Here is an 18971-nt window from a genome sequence, read left to right as displayed (position 1 = left end):
GACCTATAACAACTTGAGACCGCACCTTAGCCTGGGAATGAAAACCCCAAACGAGGTGCATGGAAAAGCCAGTTGCTGATGCAACTGGCTCTAACTGAAAAGTGTCAACGCATTTCAGGACGACACACTGGCATTTAGAAACAGACGTAATCTCTCTGGCGTGGGTCTTGGCCTAGAGATCCTAGAACTAGCCAGTGCCAATGGATACCGGCTTACGGCCGCAAGCGTTGGAGGGAAAGGTTGGAATACGCTATCTGCTTATCCTAAAGGCGTCTTCCTCCTCCACCCTAGGCCATTCAAATTGCGTTATAGAATCCTTGCTTTTTTGATGCATAACCAACCATTTTACCGATCTGACAACTAAGCCTCGGAAAAGGCAAAATAATTCACTATTAACTGATCCGATCAGTCACTATAAAACGTGTTAGACCGCACAAATTCGGCGATATTTAGCTTACTTGTTTTGAAATAGTTGGGTAATATCACCCTCACTCAGTGTACGCATGTACGCTAAATTGATCTGGCGATTGGAGTGTAATCGTGGCCCAAACTAAGAAATTTCACCATCTTGTTGAACTGATCGAGAAACAAGCCAAGGAGCGGGCTTCTTTCGCGGCGATCTCTTATCGCGCCGACGCGCTTTGGCACGATGTCACTTGGGCAGACTTTAACCGCCAGATCAATCAGTTGGCTAAAGTGTTGATGCATTTCGGTATGCAGCCTCAAGAAAAAATAGCCCTGTTTGCGCAAAACTCCGAGAAGTGGATTACTGCAGATTGTGCCGGTATGAAAGCCCGCGCCGTTGTTGTGCCTATCTACCCAACCAACACCGCTGATCAAGCTCGTTATATTATTAATGATGCACAGGCAAAGGTGGTTTTTGTTGGCGATCAAGAGCAGTACGATAAGACCGTCGCAGTGTTATCCGAGTGCCCACAGCTAAGCCATATCGTATTGATGAAGCCTAGCATCGAGCGAGTGGAGTTGGACATTGAGCAGCATGATTACCAATCCTTGCTGGAGCTTGACGTAGCGGAGCATGCGGATGAGCTGATCAAACGCATTAACGAGCGCTCTCTCGACGACCTGCTTACTCTTATTTATACCTCGGGCACCACTGGTGAACCTAAAGGGGTGATGCTGGATTATCGCAACTTTGCCAGCACCACCCGTCAGCACGTTGAGATTCTGGATTTTGGTGCCGGAGATCGTACGTTGGCATTTTTGCCACTGTCTCACGTGTTCGAGCGTGGCTGGACTCTGTATGCACTAAGTCAGGGCGCTCAAGTAGGGCTATTGGAAGACCCTATGCAGGTTCAACAGGCGCTGACTGAGTTTAAGCCTCATACCATGTGTGCTGTGCCGCGTTTCTTTGAGAAGGTTTACTCTGCGGTAGCCGATAAGGTCTCCAATGCGCCAGCCAGTCGCCGTGCTCTGTTCCATTGGGCAGTAAATCAAGGCAACCGTAAGTTCCTATCTCAGAATGGTGGTAAGGCGTTGGGTCTGTTTGGCCAGCTAAAGGTGAATCTGGCCAATAAGCTGGTATTGCGTAAATTGCGGGGCGTATTAGGTGGCCAGATACGTTTTATGCCTTGTGGTGGTGCCAAGATCGATGAGCAGGTGCATGAATTCTTCCACTCTATCGGCGTTACTCTGATTTGTGGTTATGGCATGACCGAAACAACAGCGACCATCACCTGTGGTCGTCCTGGACAAATTAACTTAAAAGCCACCGGTCCGGCATTGCCAGAAGTGCAAATCAAGATTGGCAAAGACGATGAGGTACTGGTTAAGGGCGATACCGTGATGCGCGGCTACTACAATCGCCCTGAAGAGACCGAAGCCTCCTTTGAAGACGGTTGGTTTAAGACTGGTGATGCGGGCCATATTGATGAGCATGGGGTTCTGCACATTACTGATCGCATCAAAGAGTTGATGAAGACCTCCAACGGCAAATACATCGCGCCACAGCGCGTGGAAGGCATGGTGGGTCGTGACCCACTTATCGAACAGGTGGCGATCATTGCTGAAGCTCGTAACTACGTCTCTGCATTGATTGTTCCTGCGTTTGAATCCTTGGAAGTATGGGCCAAAGAGAAGGGCATCAAATATAAGGATCAGCTAGAACTGATTCAGCACAGTGAGGTGGTAGAACACTTCGAGAAACGCTTGAAAGAGGTCCAAAAGGAGCTGGCCAAGTTTGAGCAAGTAAAAAAGTTTACTCTGCTGCCTCGTGAGTTTTGTATGAAGCGTGGTGAGCTAACGCCCACTTTAAAGCTGCGCCGTAAAGTGATTAACGAGCGCTTCGAAGCCGAAATTGAATCTATGTATGCGAAGGCGAAGAAGTTCGTAGAAGCTAAGAAAGCCTCAATTAAATAATCGCTGAAATCATTGACGTAAAGGGTGCCTAAGGGCACCCTTTTTGGTTATTAGAAACGCAGCGCATAAAAAGGAGTCTTTATGCTAACCACTCAATTAGCACCGCGATTTTCAGAAACGGACGCGTTAGGCCATATCAATAACACCTCAATACCTGTGTGGTTCGAAGAGGCCAGAACCCCAATCTTTCGCTGCTTTGTTCCGAACTTAAACCCACGAGAGTGGAACCTGATCTTGGCGGGATTTAAGGTTGATTATCTACGCCCAACTTTTTATGGCCATGATGTGGAAGTGCGCACCGGCATTAGCCGCATTGGCTCCAGTTCGTTGCAGATTTGGCATCAAGCGTTGCAGCAAAATCAAGTGGTGGCTCAGGCTGAAGTGGCAATGGTGCATTACGATTATGCCAATGAGTGCTCCGCACCGATTCCAGAGCCAATTCGCGAGTCTTTGGGAGCATTGATGGCTGATAAGCCTTGGTAGGGATCTAGACTGAGAAATAAAAAGCGGGCACTAATGCAACATTGCAAAAAGTGCCCGCTTTTTCGTATTTCGCTACTGGCTTAGAAGCTGCTTAGCTTCAGCTCGCTGAAGTCTTTGATGACAGGGTGCTTGCCGATTCGTACTTTATCAGAGCGCACGATCTGGCAGGTTTTTAGGCCTGCATCTTTAGCGGCATTAAGCTCTTCCACATTGTCAGACACAAACAAGATCAGATTCGGCCACATGCTGATGGTATTGATGATATTGCGGTAGGCCTGTGACACCACTTTCTGGCCCACGTGGGTATCAAAGTGACCATGAAACAGGGCTCGAAGATCACCAAACTGACTATGTTGGAACAGCAGCTCTTGAGCTTCATTGGAGCTAGAGGAGTAGCTGTAGATTCGCTTACCTTGCTCCTTGAGAGACTTTAGGCCTTCCAGTGCGTCTTGGTAAACGTGGCCCTCAAAATCGCCCTTGGTGTAACCTTGGCGCCAGATAAGACCTTGTAGGGTTTTCAGAGGCGTGGCCTTTTTATCCTGTTCGATCCACTCCAGCAGAATGGTAACGACACGATCAAGGTCAGCGTCGGCTTCGCCTGCCAACTCTTTTACGTCCTCAATACAGTGAGAAACCACGACTTTCTGCTGATTTTCCTTCAAAAACTCCGCCATCTGCTCGGCTGAGTAAGAAAACAACACTTTTTGAATAAAGTCGTAATCCGTGGTGGTACCTGCGGTATCGACGATAACGGCTTGAATTCCCATAGTCCCTACAAATAATTATCTTGTGTCTAGGGCAAATAGTAGCGCCGAGGCACATTCAATGCCAGTGATTTACTTAAGGTAATCGCACTGAGTTGCCCTGTTTGTAGACAGCAACACAGGGGCGTTGTCCATATTGCCAAGCCAGCTCAACTGGGTGGCCAATTTGCCATTGGGCGATATCGGCATCCATTCCCACCTTGAGCTGACCAACTCGCTTATCCAGGCCCAGTGCCGCAGCGCTGTGGCGGGTAATGCCAGCCAGTGCTTCCGCAGGAGTTAGGCCAAATAGGGTGCAGCTGAGGTTGAGCATCAACAGCGCGGAACACAGAGGGGAGCTGCCTGGGTTAAAGTCTGAGGCTACGGCCATTGGTACCCCATGCTTTCTGAGCAGATCCACTGGTGGTTTACGAGTCTCTTTCAGGAAGTAAAAGGCGCCAGGAAGCAGCACAGCAACGGTGCCGGAGTCTTTAATCGCTTTAACACCGTCTTCATCCAGACACTCGATGTGGTCTACCGATAAGGCTTGGTGTTTCGCCGCTAGGGCCGAGCCGCCCATGTTGGACAACTGCTCGGCGTGCAGCTTCACGGGCAGGTCAAATTGTTTGGCCGCATTAAACACCTGTTCTGTCTGTTTCAGATCAAAACCGATGGTTTCACAAAATACGTCGACGGCGTCCACTAGGCCTTGCTCAGCCAGTTTCGGCAGTACGGTTTGGCATACGAAATCCACGTACTCTTGGTTGCGACCTGCATACTCTTTTGGAATCGCATGAGCGCCTAAGAAGGTGGTGCTGACGTCGATGGGGTGCACTTCACCAAGGTAGCGTGCCAGTTTGAGCATCTTCTCTTCGGTGTCCATATCCAGACCGTAGCCGGATTTGATCTCCACGTGGGTGACGCCCTCATTGAGTAGGGCGTTCATGCGTTGACGCCCTAGGTGGAACAGGTCTTCTTCACTGGCTTCGCGAGTGGCTTTTACCGTAGACAAAATGCCGCCACCGGCACGGGCGATCTCTTCATAGCTGCCGCCTTTCAGTCGGGCTTCAAATTCATGGGCTCGGCTACCGGCGAAGATCAAATGGGTGTGGCAATCAATCAATCCAGGGGTTAGCCATTGGCCTTTTCCTTGGATGACTGGGGTAAGGAAGGGGTCGAATTCGGGTAGCTCAGATTTGGGGCCAATCCAGGCAATTTTGCCATCTTTAACTGCCAGAGCGGCATCGGTAATTTCACCAAATTCACCGGGCTGTTGAGGGTCCATGGTAGCCACGTTTACGTCTAACCAGAGCTGATCCCAATCCATGCTTCACATCCTTTATGGGTAATTGTTTGGAACATTTTGCCTGCACTATTTTGTCTTTACCATCTTGTATATACAAGTTGTTTGTGTCATTTTTGGCCTGCTTTGAAACCAGACTGAGGCGATTTTGGCAGCCAAATTCATCGACATTAAGCAGCACCTTGTGGCTCAAATTGAGCAGGGACACTGGCCTGAACACCATCGAGTGCCTTCAGAAAACCGTTTGGCAGCGCAGTTTAACTGCAGTCGCATGACCGCTCGCCGCGCCCTTACCGAATTGGTGGAGCAGGGCGTATTGGTGCGTAGCCAAGGTCGAGGCACCTTCGTGGCGCAGCTGAAATCTCAAGGGTCGATGCTCAACATTCGTAATATCGCCGACGAGGTTCGTGAACGTGGCCATCAACACCAGATGGAGCTGCTCCGTTTGGAAGTGGTGGCTGCCAATACTGAAGTGGCCATCGCCCTAGGCATCAAAGAGGGGGAGTCAGTGGGCTTCTCTAGCTTGCTGCACTTCGAAGAGGCATTGCCCGTTCAGTTGGAGCATCGCTACGTCAACTTGCAGTTGGTGCCTGACTATCTGCAGCAGACCTTTGAGCGCCACACGCCCCATGAATATCTCAGTCAACAAGCACCGCTGACCGAGGCGCACCACGAAGTGGAGGCCATTGCCGCCGATGACGCCTTGGCAGCCCAATTACAGATTGCGCAGGGAGCGCCCTGCCTAAGGATTGTTCGCCGTACCTGGAGTCGCTCCGGTACCGTGAGTTTTGCCAGATTGACCCACCCCGGCAGTCGATATCGACTCGGTGGGCATCTGATTATGGAAAAGTGAGGAAGTCACCATGAGTACTAATAATAAGGATAATCCCCGTTTTGACGCCAGTCGTGTCATTCGTGCACCGCGAGGCACAGAGCTCAATGCCAAGAGCTGGCAGACTGAAGCGCCACTGCGCATGCTGATGAACAACCTGGATCCAGACGTTGCCGAACACCCTCAAGGGTTGGTGGTTTACGGCGGCATTGGTCGTGCGGCTCGTAACTGGGAGTGCTTCGATCAGATCGTCGCCACCCTGAAACGTCTGGAGCTGGATGAAACCCTGCTGGTGCAATCCGGCAAACCAGTGGGTGTATTTAAAACTCACGAAAATGCCCCTCGGGTGCTGATCGCAAACTCCAACTTGGTACCACACTGGGCCAACTGGGAGCACTTTAACGAACTGGATAAGCAGGGTCTGGCGATGTATGGCCAGATGACTGCCGGTTCCTGGATCTACATCGGTACTCAGGGCATTGTTCAGGGCACTTATGAGACCTTTGTGGCGGTGGCTAAGAAACACTTTGATGGTGTGGCGGCTGGCCGCTGGGTGCTGACCGGTGGTCTTGGTGGCATGGGCGGAGCTCAGCCTCTGGCTGCCACCATGGCTGGCTTTTCGATGATCGCCGTAGAGTGTGATGAGAGCCGAATCGATTTCCGCCTGCGTACCGGCTACGTTGACAAGAAAGCCTACAGCCTTGATGAAGCGCTGGCGATGGTTGAACAAGCCAAGGTCGAAGGTAAGCCGGTTTCCGTTGGTCTGCTGGCTAACGCCGCCGACATCTTCGGTGAACTGGTAGAAAAAGGCGTGACCCCAGATGTGGTGACTGACCAAACCTCTGCTCACGATCCTCTGAATGGTTACCTACCGCAGGGGTGGACCATGGAGAAAGCCGCCGAGATGCGCCAGCAAGATGAAGCGGCAGTAGTGAAAGCGGCTAAGGCATCGATGGCGGTTCAGGTTCAGGCGATGCTGACCCTGCAATCTCGTGGCGCCGCGACTCTGGATTACGGTAACAACATCCGCCAGATGGCGCTGGAAGAGGGCGTAAACAATGCCTTCGATTTCCCAGGGTTTGTTCCTGCCTACATCCGTCCGTTGTTCTGCGAAGGCATCGGCCCATTCCGTTGGGTTGCCCTGTCTGGGGATCCAGAAGACATCTATAAGACCGATCAGAAGGTGAAAGAGCTGATCCCAGATGACCCGCATCTGCATAACTGGCTGGACATGGCTCGTGAGCGTATTCACTTCCAAGGTCTGCCGGCTCGTATCTGTTGGGTTGGTTTGAAAGACCGCGCTCGTTTGGGCCGCGCCTTTAACGAGATGGTGAAAAACGGTGAGCTGAAAGCGCCGGTGGTGATTGGTCGAGATCACTTGGACTCCGGCTCTGTAGCATCGCCGAACCGAGAAACCGAAGGGATGATGGATGGCTCTGATGCAGTATCCGATTGGCCGCTGCTGAACGCCATGCTGAACACCGCAGGTGGCGCTACTTGGGTGAGCCTGCACCACGGTGGTGGCGTAGGCATGGGCTTCTCCCAGCACTCTGGCATTGTGATTTTGTGTGATGGCAGTGATGAGGCGGATGCTCGCATCAGTCGTGTACTTTGGAATGACCCTGCTACTGGGGTGATGCGTCATGCCGATGCCGGTTACGACATTGCCAAAAACTGCGCCGAAGAGCAGGGGCTGGATCTGCCTATGCTCAACAAGGGAGACATCTAATGCTATCTCTAACCCTAAAGCCTGGTAGCCTGACCCTAGCGCAGCTGCGCGATATTGATAACGCCGCCATTAAGCTGGCTCTGCATGACGATGCCCATGCTGCCATTGACCGCTCTGCGGCAACGGTGCAACAGGTAATTGATGAAGACCGCGTGGTCTACGGCATCAACACCGGTTTTGGTCTGCTGGCCAACACCCGTATCAATAAAGAAGATCTGGCGCTGCTACAGCGCTCTATCGTGCTGTCTCACGCCGCCGGTACCGGCGAGCCGATGAGCGACGCCGCCGTGCGCCTGATGATGGTGCTGAAGATCAACTCCTTGGCCCGTGGCTTCTCTGGCATTCGTCGCCTAGTGATTGAAGCATTGATCGCCTTGGTTAATGCCGAGGTTTACCCCATCGTGCCTGAGAAAGGTTCAGTCGGTGCATCTGGGGATCTAGCGCCATTGTCACACATGGTGCTGCCGCTGCTCGGCGAAGGTGAAGTTCGCCATCAGGGTAAAGTGATGCCAGCCACCGAGGGCTTGGCCATCGCAGGTCTGGCACCAATCGAGCTGGCTCCGAAAGAGGGCTTGGCGCTGCTGAACGGCACCCAAGCCTCTACGGCACTGGCGCTACAAGGTCTGTTCCGTGCGGAAGACTTGTGGGCTGCAGGTTCGGTCGTTGGCGCCATGAGCGTGGAAGCCGCGTTGGGTAGTCGTCGTCCTTTTGATGCTCGTATCCATGAAGTCCGTGGCCAGAAGGGGCAGATTGACTCCGCTGCCGTATTCCGTCACCTGCTGGGCGATGTGTCTGAGCTTGGAGATAGCCACGCAGGATGTGAGAAGGTGCAAGACCCGTACTCTCTGCGTTGCCAGCCTCAGGTGATGGGCGCCTGTTTGACCCAGATCCGTCAAGCCGCCGAGGTGCTGCTGGTGGAAGCCAATGGCGTTACCGACAACCCATTGGTGTTTGCCGATGAGGGCGACATCCTCTCTGGTGGTAACTTCCACGCCGAACCTGTCGCAATGGCTGCAGACAACCTCGCGATTGCCATCAGTGAAATTGGGGCTCTGGCTGAGCGTCGCATTGCCCTGCTGATTGACCGTAACCTATCTGGCCTGCCGCCATTTTTGGTGGACAACGGTGGGGTGAACTCCGGCTTTATGATTGCTCAGGTAACCGCCGCAGCATTGGCCAGTGAAAACAAGACTTTGGCTCACCCAGCGTCGGTTGATAGCTTGCCAACGTCGGCAAACCAGGAAGATCACGTTTCCATGGCGACCTTCGCTGCTCGCCGTTTGCGAGACATGGCGGATAACAGCCGTGGCGTGTTGGCAGTAGAGCTGTTGGCTGCCGCCCAGGGCTTGGATTTCCGCAAGCCGCTGAAAGCCAGTAAGTCGGTGGAAACCGCCAAAGCTCAATTGCGTGAGCGTGTCAGTTTCTACGATAAAGACCGCTACTTTGCGCCGGACATCACTCAAGCGACTGAACTGCTTTACAGCGGGTTGTACAACCCATTGATGCCACAAAGCGTGTTACCAAGTTTGGGCTAAACTGCCTAATTACTGAATTGGATCAAGCCTCGCGAATGCGAGGCTTTTTTCTTGGTGAATGACTGCGTATGCTGGCACAAAAGTTACACCCTCATTTGTAAGAGGCTCTTATGGAACAAGAAGTTCAGAGTAGACTGCGTCCGATAATTGCAGATTGGTTAACCTCTTTGGGCATCCCCACTCAGGCTAATGATCTGCTTACCTTGGGATTGCTGTTGTTTGTCGCTTTTGCGGCTGCCAGCGTGGTCTATTTCATTGCCATTCGTATCTTAGTAAGAGGCGCTAAGCGTTTGATGGAGCGGGGCAGTTCCATCTGGTATGCGCCGCTGACTCGCCATAGCCTATTGGAGAAAATTGCCCAGATCGCGCCCATTGCGGTGCTGGATCTGTTTACGCCCATGGTGTTTAACCATTGGCCATTCTGGGATCACATGGCAACCCGTTTGCTTGAGCTAGTGATGCTGGCAATGCTGATGCGAGCGCTGTTTGCTGGCCTTGATACCATCCGCAGTGCGGCGGCGCTAACGACCTCTGGTCGTCGTCTGCCGATGCAGAGCATTGTGCAGCTGGGTAAGGTGTTCCTGTTTATTGTGGCGCTGATCTTCTTCTTCGCCATCATGCTAAACAAATCACCACTGTACTTGCTGTCTGGTTTGGGTGTGGCCACCGGTTTGGTGATGTTGGTATTCCGCGACACCATTTTAGGGTTTGTGGCTGGAATTCAGTTGGCGGCCAACCGCATGGTAAGTGCTGGCGACTGGATTGAGATGTCTAAGTACGGTGCCGATGGCGAAGTATTGGAGGTGACCCTAACCACGGTGAAGGTGCAAAACTGGGATAAAACCATCACCATGATTCCTGCCTATGCGCTGACCACCGATGCGTTTCGAAACTGGCGAGGCATGCAGGAATCCGGCGGTCGTCGTATTAAGCGCTCGGTGCACCTGGATCTGAATTCGGTGCGCTTTGTGGATGATGAACTGCTGGCCAAGTTAACTAAGATCAATTTGCTGGCTCCCTATCTTGAACAGCGCCTGGCGGAGATCAAGCAAGACAACATCGAGCAAGCCAATCTGGATATGCCGGTTAATGGTCGCCGTTTGACTAACCTTGGCTGTTTGCGGGCGTATCTGGATGCCTATCTGCAGCACAACCCAAGGCTAAACCCTGAAATGACCATGATGGTGCGTCAACTGGCACCGACTGAGTTAGGTATCCCCATGGAACTGTACTGCTTTACTAACGATACCCGCTGGGCGGTGTATGAAGGCATTCAGGCAGACATCTTCGATCATCTGTTGGCGGTGTTGCCACAGTTTGATATTAAGCCGATGCAGCGACCGACCGGTCAGGATTTTCATCCGGCAGGTTAAGTTGACAATGAAAACGCCGCCCTTTTGAGGGCGGCGTTTTTTTATGGCGTTTTTCCATCTTGCGTTGGTTGGTAGTTCGGTACTGGTTGAGGATATTTTCCTTCTATACCTCGGAAGAAATTCAAGATTTCATTCATCTCCGGCACGATATCACCACTTGGAGTGAGGGGCTCTCGAATCACGATCTGCTTACTGGCAAAATCAAAACCAACACAGTAGATGGGCACCTGTGCCTGATTGGCGATGTGGTAGAAGCCAGTCTTCCAGCGGCTAACGGGCTTTCGAGTGCCTTCTGGGGCCAGAGCCAAAATGAAGTTGTCTTGGGTTTGCAGCAGGTCAACCGCAGTGTTGACCAGATTGTTCTTCTCCCCTCGGTTCACCGGAAAGCCACCAAGGGCGCGAAAAAACCAACCGAATGGCCAACGGAACAGTTGGTGCTTGCCAATGAAGTTGGCGTTCATCCCTAGAGACCACTGCACCAACACTCCCAATGGAAAGTCCCAATTGCTGGTGTGGGGAGCCACGATAATGACAAAGTGCCCATGGTTGGGGATGGTGCCTTTGATGCTCCAGCCAAGCCATCTGAGCAGGGCTTGAGATAGACCTTGTTTCATATCTTAGGTAGTGTTTCAAAAATTACATTGGAGTAAGTATAACCCCACAGGGATACAGGAAGTTCAAAGGATGAAGGGGATGAAACACTATCTATTGGTCATTGCGCTGTTTTTAAGTGGTAGTGCATGGGCAAACGAATCTGAAGTTCGCCAAGTGTTGATGCAGCAGCAACAGGCTTGGAATCAAGGGGATATCCCAGGTTACATGCAGGGTTACTGGCAGAGTGAGCAGCTGCGTTTTATCTCCAGCGGTAAGATTAAGTATGGCTGGCAAAAGGTGCTGGATGGTTACCTAAGCCGTTACCCAGATCGAGATACCATGGGTAAGCTCGATTTTGAGCTGGAATCGATCACCATGCTATCGGACGAGTTGGCGTTGGTGGTGGGCCGATGGCAACTCACCCGTAAGCATGATCAGCCTAAGGGTGAGTTCAGCTTGGTGTTCAGGAAAATCGATGGTTATTGGCGCATCATCAATGACCATACGGGTTAGGGCCTGACTAACATTTCATCACTAAAGGTACTCATCCCTTAGTGAACGTGGCCGCTGTGGGAGATCTCCAGATGCTCGCTGGCCTCGTTGTGGCCATGATCTGGGTGGGCGGTCATCAGCAGCACCAGGAACAACAGTCCTAAGCCGCCGCCAATCCAGTGGCTGGAATGCAGCTTGGGCAGTTTGCCGTGGCTGTGGCCGTGATCATGGCCATGATCGTGATGATGTTCATGGGGCCGATGCCACAGTACGTGCATGATGGAACCCGTCACAAAGCCTTGTAGGTAGACAATGTGGTCGGCATTCATGATGTGCAGCAGCTCCGGGCCAACGCCATAGCCGATGATGGTGGTAAGCATCATTCCGGCGAGGGCCGCTGAGGCGATAATGCGGCCGTAAGCTGGGCGCAACAACCACCAGATCGCCAGACCTGCAGGCATGCGGTGCAGAATGATCCCCAGTGCCAATAGCATTGGCCCCTGCTCATTGGCTGCCATAAATAGCGCACTGCCGTCGGTGACTGCGTGTAAGAGCAGACCAAAGATCCCTAACGCAACGGTCAGGTTATGGGTAAATGCGGAGTGGCGTCGGAATAGTTTCTCCGACAAGCTTGGGCCGAATAGTCCGAGTAAGACGAACCCGAGAGCGAGCACTCCCCCTTGGGAGATCACCTGAGGCAATACATCGAACAGCATCAGGCCGCCAAGGGACACCATTACAAACGCGCCTATGGCGTTGATGATGCCCCGTTGTTTGCGCAAGCCATGATGCAAAATGGGACCGACCGCCAAGATAAGTAAGCTGGCGATTAGATAATTCATAATGATAACCGTTCTCAATTGGGGTGCGTACAGTACCCCAAGTGTTTGACCCTGTCTAGTTTGGCCAACAGTATACCCGATAGCGGGTTACCAAGCCGTTTAAATTCAGAGTATTCGGCGCGTTGGAGTGCGTCGCTACAGGTAGTTTTCCAATTTGAGCTTATAGTCGCGAGGATCCACTGCACGGACGACGTGTTCGTTGGTGGCTTCCAACTCAACTTCGGTGGCCATGCTATGGGTGTGGCTCTTGAGGTTGTAGATCACTTTAACCAAAGGCTTTTTAGGGTTTCTGTCCTGACCGTCGAGTACGATAGCCAGTTTTTGGTTACTCAGTTCCACCATGCAGCCGTCAGGGAACACCCCGATACACTGAATAAACTTGACCACCAGTTCCTGATCCAGAGAGTTGGGGGTCATACCGAGTAGGCGTTTTAGTGCCACCGTGGGAGGCATGCCTTTGTGATAGACCCGATCGGCGGTCATGGCATCGTAGATATCACAGATGGCAATCATCCGACCGGCTTTGGTGATCTCGTCGCCCTTGAGGCCTCGGGGGTAGCCCTTGCCATCTAGCTTTTCGTGGTGCATTGCCGCCACATCCAAGCTGACCTTGCTGATTCCCGGCGTGGCTTGAATGATGGTGTAACTGTGTGCCGCATGACTTTTCATCACCTCGAACTCTTCCGGGGTGAGTTTTCCTGGTTTGTTGAGGATCGCTTCTGGGATGCGAATCTTTCCAATGTCGTGCAGCAATGAGCCAACACAAAGCTGATGCAATGTGGTGCCAGTAAAACCTAAAAAGCGCGCGAACAGGGTCATCAGGATGGTTACGCCGATGGAGTGTTCTAGCAGATAGTCATCTTTGTCTTTGATTAAGCGTAAGCAGGCCAGTGCACTTTGGTTGCGGAATACGCTACCGATAAAGTCATCGGCCATGGCGTTTACCGGAGCCAGCTCAATCTGTTGGCCTAACTTAACGTCAGACATCATTTTGGCTTGCAACTGCTTTGCTTGCGTCAGCAGTTTTTTGGCTTTAGGCAGTTCCGATTTTAGATCGGCTTTTCGTTGAGGTGCTTGTGGTGTGGCCTTGGCTTCCTGAGTGGATGCCAAAGTCTGACGTTTGTCTGGATCAATAATGACATGAGCAATGTCCAGGCTCTGAAGCAGGCGCAAAATGGACTTATCGTTAACGAAGCCCTTCTTGACCATGTTAAGCGCGGGGTGTTCGGGGAAGCGCTCAACATACATACCGACCTTGAGCTGTTCTACCGGTATTTTTTTCATTTTTGTATCCGGAATGCTCGGGAATAAAATATCCCTCTACCTTATCTTTCTATTAGATTATTTCAATATAGAGCGCCGCAATTTACATAAAAATTGAATTTAATAAACCCAATAGCAGCATGAGTTGAGTTCGAAGTGCTCAAAGTGAAGTGAAATCAATTTCTTTTATTAGCGCGGATTAAGAAACTTGATTATGTTTAGAGAAGTAATAAGGGAATCAAGCTAGAGTGAAATAGGCAGGAGGTCTGTTGGTGGAAGAGGTACAGATCATTGGCGCACTGGAGTCTCACGCGCAGAAACAGTGGGTGCATTTGCTGAATATGCTGAGTCAGGCCACAGGGATGCAGGGGGCTTACTTGTCTCGCTGTGACAGCAAAGAGATGCGCATTTTGGCTACCAATGATACCTGCCCAAAAGCGGTGCAAGCCGGCGAACAATTTTCCATCTTCAGCCTCTACTGTGAGCAAGTCATGAAGACAGGCCGATATTTATCGGTCGATGATGCATGGGCCGATCCGAAATGGGCAAATAGCCGTGAAACGGATGCGGGTATTATTAGCTATTTAGGTCTACCGGTTCGACAGCCAAATGGTTATCTGTTTGGTACGCTTTGTATCTGGGCTCCAGAAGCGCGGCCTCATTGTCATCAATGGTTGGCTTTGATGCAGTCCGTGGTCAATATCATTGAGTCTGATTTGAGCCTGTTGGCGGTCGGCAAAAGCTTGGCCAACGACAGCATTACCGATCCGCTCACAGGGCTTAATAATCGCCGAGGTTTGGAGCAGCAGTTGGATGGGCTGCTATCTCTTGGCCACCGGTTGAGCGGCAAGTCTCAGGATAAGATTCCCTTGGGTATGATGATGTTGGACCTGGATCGTTTCAAAGGGGTCAACGATACCTATGGTCACATCGTAGGAGACAAACTGCTCAAGCATTTTGCTGACTTGATCCAAGGTGCTATTCGCCGACAAGATTTAGCGGTGCGTTGGGGGGGCGAGGAGTTTTTACTGCTGTTTCCCGCGATCTCACCTCGCAATTTGGCGATGCTGGCGGAGAAGATTCGTCTGCTGGTTATCGCTTCCCCATTAATGCTGGATCAAGAGGAGCTGGCCTTTACTGTATCCATCGGCTACGGCGGTTGGAATCAATCCCAGCTATCCAGTGAAAATATCCAAACCTTGGATGAGCAGCTCCTGTTGGCAAAGCAGCAAGGGCGTAACCGCTGCTGCGGTAAGCCGCTACTTTGTGCTTGAGTCGTTATCTTCCCAGAATGCAAACAGACCAAATACCAATACCCTTAAGCTGGCATTGAGTCCCCGTTGTTGGCCAAAGCCACAAGCCAGTGCCAAACAGAGATGGCCGGTAACGGTGACGAGAAAGGCCAATAGAATCAACTCGGAAAATGGCAGCGGCCAAGCAAGGTTGATAAGCATAATTAGCCAAGCCCAGGGCATCAGTGTCATGCCCATCTTTTTTAGAAGCGGGTTCATGCTTCACCTCGTTGATACAGGCGGTAGCACACTTGCCCGGCAACCTTCTCTTTCAAAAGTTGCCAATGGGCTGGTGGAGTCAGTTCGGTGAGTTTCGATTCCACTTCGACATAGATAAGAGCATTGTTGGCCAGCCAGTTTTTCGTTTCCAGCTTGTCTAACGTGGCCTGAGCCAAGTTTTGGCGAAATGGCGGATCGACGAATACCAGATCATAGAGTTCATTGGTGCCGTTATCCAAAATGGACAAACTGTCGCCCTGTTTTACTTCGCCATTGCTGGCGCCCAGAGTGGCGAGGTTGCGTTTCAGATTGGTTGCCGCTCCAGAGTTGAGCTCACATAGGGTGACCCATTTGGCATGGCGGGAGAGGGCTTCAAAACCTAAGGCACCGCTTCCGGCAAAGCAGTCCAGTACCCGAGCATTTTGGGTATCCCCTTGCAGCCAGTTGAATAGGGTTTCACGGACACGGTCGGTGGTTGGCCTTAGCCCTTGAAGATCGGCTACTGGCAGTTTTCGACCCCGATAAAGTCCGCTGATGATGCGTACCTGACCGGCATTGCCCTTGTTTGCAGGGCGAGATTTTTGAGTTCGTGAGCCTCTGGCCATGGATTCCTCGGATTTTGCGGCAATTGTGGGTAGACTATGGCGCTTGAAAAACTCGCTATTGTAACAGGGGCGAGGCTCTGAAACTAACGCAGAGAAGCGAGCGTTTTGATTGAGAGAGCTGGCTTTCAATCAAAACGCCAGACGATATGACACTGCCCCGAAGCGAACGTGAAAAACAGTAAAGGTTTTTAAAGATGGCGAAAGGCATTTTTTCTTGGTTTAACCGCAATAAAAAGCAGCAAGCCAACGAAGTAGAAGAACAAGCTCAGGTTGAGGCAGAAGCGCAAGCCAAGGCTCAAGCGGAAGAAGAAGCTCGCGTTAAGGCTGAGGCAGAGGCCAAGGCTCGCGCCGAGGAAGAAGCTCGCATCAAGGCGGAAGCTGAAGCTAAAGCCCGTGCCGAGGAAGAAGCCCGCGTAAAGGCAGAAGCAGAAGCCAAGGCTCGCGCCGAGGAAGAAGCTCGCGTGAAGGCGGAAGCAGAAGCTAAGGCTCGCGCCGAGGAAGAAGCCCGCGTAAAGGCAGAAGCAGAAGCCAAGGCTCGCGCCGAGGAAGAAGCTCGCGTGAAGGCGGAAGCAGAAGCCAAGGCTCGCGCCGAGGAAGAAGCTCGCATCAAGGCGGAAGCAGAAGCCAAGGCTCGTGCCGAGGAAGAAGCTCGCGTGAAAGCGGAGGCTGAAGCCGAAGAGGAATCCCCTCAGGAATCTGGAGGTTTCTTTGCTCGCCTAAAGGCCGGCCTTAAGAAGACTCGAGAGAACATCGGTGGTGGTTTCCTAGCACTGTTCCGCGGCAAGAAGATCGACGATGAGTTGTTCGAAGAGCTGGAAACTCAGCTGCTGTTGGCCGACGTAGGGGTTGAAACCACCACTCGAATCATTGATTCATTGACGGAAAAGGCCAGCTTTGGCGATCTGAAAGACAGCGACGCGCTGTTTACCCACCTCAGAAGTGAATTGAAAACCTCTCTGGAGAAGGTGGATAAGCCACTGGTGATTGAAAACGCCGATGGTCCATACGTAATTTTGATGGTCGGCGTGAATGGCGTGGGTAAGACCACCACCATTGGTAAGCTGGCGAAACAGTTCCAGGCTGAAGGTAAGTCAGTGATGTTGGCGGCGGGAGATACCTTCCGTGCGGCGGCGGTGGAGCAGCTTCAAGTGTGGGGAGAGCGCAACGACATTCCCGTGGTCGCTCAGCACACCGGTGCCGACAGTGCATCGGTTATCTTTGATGCGGTGCAATCAGCCAAAGCCCGTGGTGTGGACGTGTTGATCGCCGATACCGCGGGTCGCCTGCAAAACAAAGCGCACCTGATGGACGAGCTGATTAAGATCGTTCGTGTTATGAAGAAGCTGGATGTGAACGCGCCCCATGAGGTGATGTTGACCCTAGACGCTTCCACTGGCCAGAACGCCATTAGCCAAGCGCAGCTGTTCAATGAAGCGGTGCCGCTCACAGGACTGACACTGACCAAGCTGGATGGCACAGCAAAAGGTGGCGTTATCTTCGCTTTAGCTGATAAGTTTGAAATTCCAGTACGTTACATTGGTGTTGGTGAGGGTATTGATGATCTTCGTCCATTTGAGAACGATGCCTTTATCGAGGCCCTCTTTACCGAAGAATAATAGAGTAGAGCATGATTCGCTTTGAGCAGGTCAGTAAGGTTTACCCTGGGGGCTTTCGGGCCCTCAATCAGGTCAATTTCAGCATTGGCCGGGGAGAGATGGCGTTTTTAACCGGCCCCAGTGGTGCGGGTAAAAGTACCTTGTTGAAATTGGTTACCGCCATTGAGACCCCTTCCACCGGTAAAGTGATGGTGGATGGTCAAGATATTGCTACCCTGTCCCGCTCAAAGGTGCCCTATCTGCGGCGTAAGATTGGCATCATCTTTCAGGATCACAACCTGTTGATGGATAAATCGGTTCGCGACAACGTGGCATTGCCGCTATTGATTGAAGGGTTTAGCTCCAAAGAGATTGAGAAACGAGTCGAAGCGGCTCTGGATCTAGTGGGGCTGAGCGATAAGATCAAATTTCAGCCTCAACACCTCTCTGGTGGTGAACAGCAACGCGTTGGCATTGCCCGTGCCATCGTGACCAAACCTAAACTGCTGCTGGCGGATGAACCAACCGGTAACTTGGATCCCAGCTTGTCGGTGGAGATCATGCGTCTGTTTGAAACCTTTAACCGAGCAGGCACTTCGGTGTTGATCGCCACCCACGATCTGGGATTGATCGCCCGCATGCGCTATCGCACGCTGACGTTGAAAGATGGCAGCATGATCAGCGAAGCCTATCAGGGGCCAGCATCATGAGCATTCTGCATCGACTTAAAACCGGGCTTCAAAACCACTGCCGTCAGTCGGTGGCCAGTCTTGGGGATCTGTGGCGATTGCCGATGACCACCTTGTTGACGGTGGCGGTGCTGGGCATCAGCTTAAGCTTGCCATCCGTACTTGGGGTGATCGTTAATAACAGCCATCAACTTCAGCAGCAGTGGACCGATCCTACCGAGATCAGTTTGTTTCTGAAGGCCGATGTCAGCCCTAATCGGTTGGCTTCTCTGCAGACTCGGCTTTCGGGCATGTCGGAGGTTGCCAGCTTTTCCTATCAGTCTGCGGATCAGTCGCTGCAGGAGTTTCAGCAACTGTCGCAGTTCTCTGAGGCGCTGAACTACTTAGATAACAACCCATTGCCAGCGGTGATCACCGTAATACCCAGTAATCGTCATCGTGAGCTGGAGGCGCTTGAGCGGCTGAAATCCAAGCTGGAAGGGCTTAATGAAGTCGAGTTGGCTCGTTTGGATCTGGATTGGCTACAGCAGCTTCGTACTATGATTGCCAGTTTAGAGAAGATGGCTTGGGGCATGGCCAGCTTGCTGGTGCTTGCGGTCATTTTGATTACTGCCAATACCATTCGCATGGCGATCACTCAGCGTCAGGACGAGATTCGGGTGATGAAACTGGTGGGCGCCACCGATGCCTATGTTCGTCGCCCTTTCCTCTATGCTGGCGTGTGGTACGGCTTGCTGGCGGCGTTGATTGCGGCCATGCTTGCCAGTTCGATGCTGCTCTGGTTTGAGATCGCCTTAGCCGAGGTGATCGACAGCTATCAGACACAATTTACGTTACAAGGTTTATCAGGCTCTGATCTACTAACCTTAGTCTTTACCTCCATAACCCTAAGCTGGTTAGGGGCTTGGGTATCGGTGAGCCGTCATTTACGAGCTATTGAACCCCAATAAGCGATTGCAGCTGTGACGTGAAGCACACCTGCTTTCATGCTAGACTCGCAGGC

At 52.0% G+C, this 18971-nt stretch carries 18 protein-coding genes; 11 read left to right on the top strand and 7 right to left on the bottom strand.

Annotation, left to right across the window (positions count from 1 at the left end):
* The first annotated feature begins 540 nt into the window (after positions 1–540).
* Entirely contained in the window at positions 541–2379 is a 1839-nt protein-coding gene (locus tag FCL42_RS10910; RefSeq protein ID WP_136863450.1) for an AMP-dependent synthetase/ligase, read from the top strand.
* 81 nt (positions 2380–2460) lie between these two features.
* Positions 2461–2862 (top strand): acyl-CoA thioesterase, encoded by a 402-nt coding sequence (locus FCL42_RS10905; protein WP_136863449.1) that lies wholly within the window; start codon positions 2461–2463, stop codon positions 2860–2862.
* Positions 2863–2942: 80 nt separating this feature from the next.
* On the opposite strand, the gene mtnC is transcribed toward FCL42_RS10905, so the two are convergent.
* Together mtnC and hutI are read right to left on the bottom strand one after the other, a co-directional pair.
* Positions 2943–3629: an acireductone synthase gene (mtnC, locus tag FCL42_RS10900; protein ID WP_136863448.1), complete on the bottom strand. Its 687-nt coding sequence runs from the start codon at positions 3627–3629 to the stop codon at positions 2943–2945.
* Between the two features lie 73 nt (positions 3630–3702).
* Positions 3703–4932, bottom strand: a complete 1230-nt coding sequence (hutI, locus tag FCL42_RS10895; RefSeq protein WP_136863447.1) for an imidazolonepropionase — start codon at positions 4930–4932, stop codon at positions 3703–3705.
* Positions 4933–5053: 121 nt separating this feature from the next.
* Here hutI and hutC point away from each other — a divergent pair, with 121 nt between their 5' ends.
* The 4 genes from hutC to FCL42_RS10875 all read left to right on the top strand — a co-directional run bounded on the left by hutC (position 5054) and on the right by FCL42_RS10875 (position 10377).
* The gene (hutC, locus tag FCL42_RS10890; RefSeq protein WP_136863446.1) at positions 5054–5761 is read left to right on the top strand and encodes a histidine utilization repressor; all 708 of its coding nucleotides are present in this window, start codon (positions 5054–5056) and stop codon (positions 5759–5761) included.
* Positions 5762–5771: 10 nt separating this feature from the next.
* Positions 5772–7469, top strand: coding sequence for a urocanate hydratase (gene hutU / locus FCL42_RS10885; RefSeq protein WP_136863445.1), 1698 nt, complete (start codon positions 5772–5774; stop codon positions 7467–7469).
* Positions 7469–9004, top strand: a complete 1536-nt coding sequence (gene hutH, locus FCL42_RS10880; protein ID WP_136863444.1) for a histidine ammonia-lyase — start codon at positions 7469–7471, stop codon at positions 9002–9004. The genes hutU and hutH overlap by 1 nt, the downstream gene beginning before the upstream one ends.
* A 110-nt stretch (positions 9005–9114) precedes the next feature.
* Positions 9115–10377 (top strand): mechanosensitive ion channel family protein, encoded by a 1263-nt coding sequence (locus FCL42_RS10875; protein WP_136863443.1) that lies wholly within the window; start codon positions 9115–9117, stop codon positions 10375–10377.
* Between the two features lie 41 nt (positions 10378–10418).
* On the opposite strand, the gene FCL42_RS10870 is transcribed toward FCL42_RS10875, so the two are convergent.
* On the bottom strand, positions 10419–10991 hold the full coding sequence (locus FCL42_RS10870; RefSeq protein ID WP_136863442.1) for a lysophospholipid acyltransferase family protein: 573 nt from the start codon (positions 10989–10991) through the stop codon (positions 10419–10421).
* 79 nt (positions 10992–11070) lie between these two features.
* On the opposite strand from FCL42_RS10870, the gene FCL42_RS10865 reads away from it, so the two are divergent.
* On the top strand, positions 11071–11484 hold the full coding sequence (locus FCL42_RS10865) for a YybH family protein (protein ID WP_169308366.1): 414 nt from the start codon (positions 11071–11073) through the stop codon (positions 11482–11484).
* A gap of 38 nt (positions 11485–11522) precedes the next feature.
* Here the strand turns inward: FCL42_RS10865 and FCL42_RS10860 are convergent, their stop codons facing one another.
* Together FCL42_RS10860 and FCL42_RS10855 are read right to left on the bottom strand one after the other, a co-directional pair.
* Positions 11523–12305, bottom strand: a complete 783-nt coding sequence (locus FCL42_RS10860; RefSeq protein WP_136863440.1) for a ZIP family metal transporter — start codon at positions 12303–12305, stop codon at positions 11523–11525.
* A gap of 135 nt (positions 12306–12440) precedes the next feature.
* On the bottom strand, positions 12441–13589 hold the full coding sequence (locus FCL42_RS10855) for an HD-GYP domain-containing protein (protein ID WP_136863439.1): 1149 nt from the start codon (positions 13587–13589) through the stop codon (positions 12441–12443).
* Between the two features lie 251 nt (positions 13590–13840).
* Here FCL42_RS10855 and FCL42_RS10850 point away from each other — a divergent pair, with 251 nt between their 5' ends.
* A complete protein-coding gene (locus FCL42_RS10850) occupies positions 13841–14842 on the top strand; it encodes a sensor domain-containing diguanylate cyclase (RefSeq protein ID WP_136863438.1) in 1002 nt (333 codons plus the stop codon).
* On the opposite strand, the gene FCL42_RS10845 is transcribed toward FCL42_RS10850, so the two are convergent.
* Together FCL42_RS10845 and rsmD are read right to left on the bottom strand one after the other, a co-directional pair.
* Positions 14828–15079 (bottom strand): hypothetical protein, encoded by a 252-nt coding sequence (locus FCL42_RS10845; RefSeq protein WP_136863437.1) that lies wholly within the window; start codon positions 15077–15079, stop codon positions 14828–14830. The two genes, FCL42_RS10850 and FCL42_RS10845, sit on opposite strands and share 15 nt — an antisense overlap.
* Complete coding sequence (gene rsmD / locus FCL42_RS10840; protein WP_136863436.1) at positions 15076–15684, bottom strand: 16S rRNA (guanine(966)-N(2))-methyltransferase RsmD; 609 nt, start codon at positions 15682–15684, stop codon at positions 15076–15078. The genes FCL42_RS10845 and rsmD overlap by 4 nt, the downstream gene beginning before the upstream one ends.
* 194 nt (positions 15685–15878) lie before the next feature.
* On the opposite strand from rsmD, the gene ftsY reads away from it, so the two are divergent.
* Genes ftsY through ftsX form a run of 3 tightly spaced genes read left to right on the top strand, consistent with a single transcriptional unit; the run spans position 15879 to position 18918 of the window.
* On the top strand, positions 15879–17300 hold the full coding sequence (gene ftsY / locus FCL42_RS10835; RefSeq protein WP_136863435.1) for a signal recognition particle-docking protein FtsY: 1422 nt from the start codon (positions 15879–15881) through the stop codon (positions 17298–17300).
* 11 nt (positions 17301–17311) lie between these two features.
* Positions 17312–17989 (top strand): cell division ATP-binding protein FtsE, encoded by a 678-nt coding sequence (gene ftsE / locus FCL42_RS10830; RefSeq protein ID WP_136863434.1) that lies wholly within the window; start codon positions 17312–17314, stop codon positions 17987–17989.
* Positions 17986–18918 (top strand): permease-like cell division protein FtsX, encoded by a 933-nt coding sequence (gene ftsX, locus FCL42_RS10825; protein WP_136863433.1) that lies wholly within the window; start codon positions 17986–17988, stop codon positions 18916–18918. Before ftsE ends, ftsX begins: the two co-directional genes overlap by 4 nt.
* Positions 18919–18971: the final 53 nt, after the last annotated feature.

Source organism: Ferrimonas aestuarii, from assembly GCF_005116665.1.
Taxonomy (GTDB): Bacteria; Pseudomonadota; Gammaproteobacteria; order Enterobacterales; family Shewanellaceae; genus Ferrimonas; species Ferrimonas aestuarii.
The sequence above is the reverse complement of the archived record's forward strand: the minus strand, read 5'-3'. Positions and strand labels throughout refer to the sequence as shown.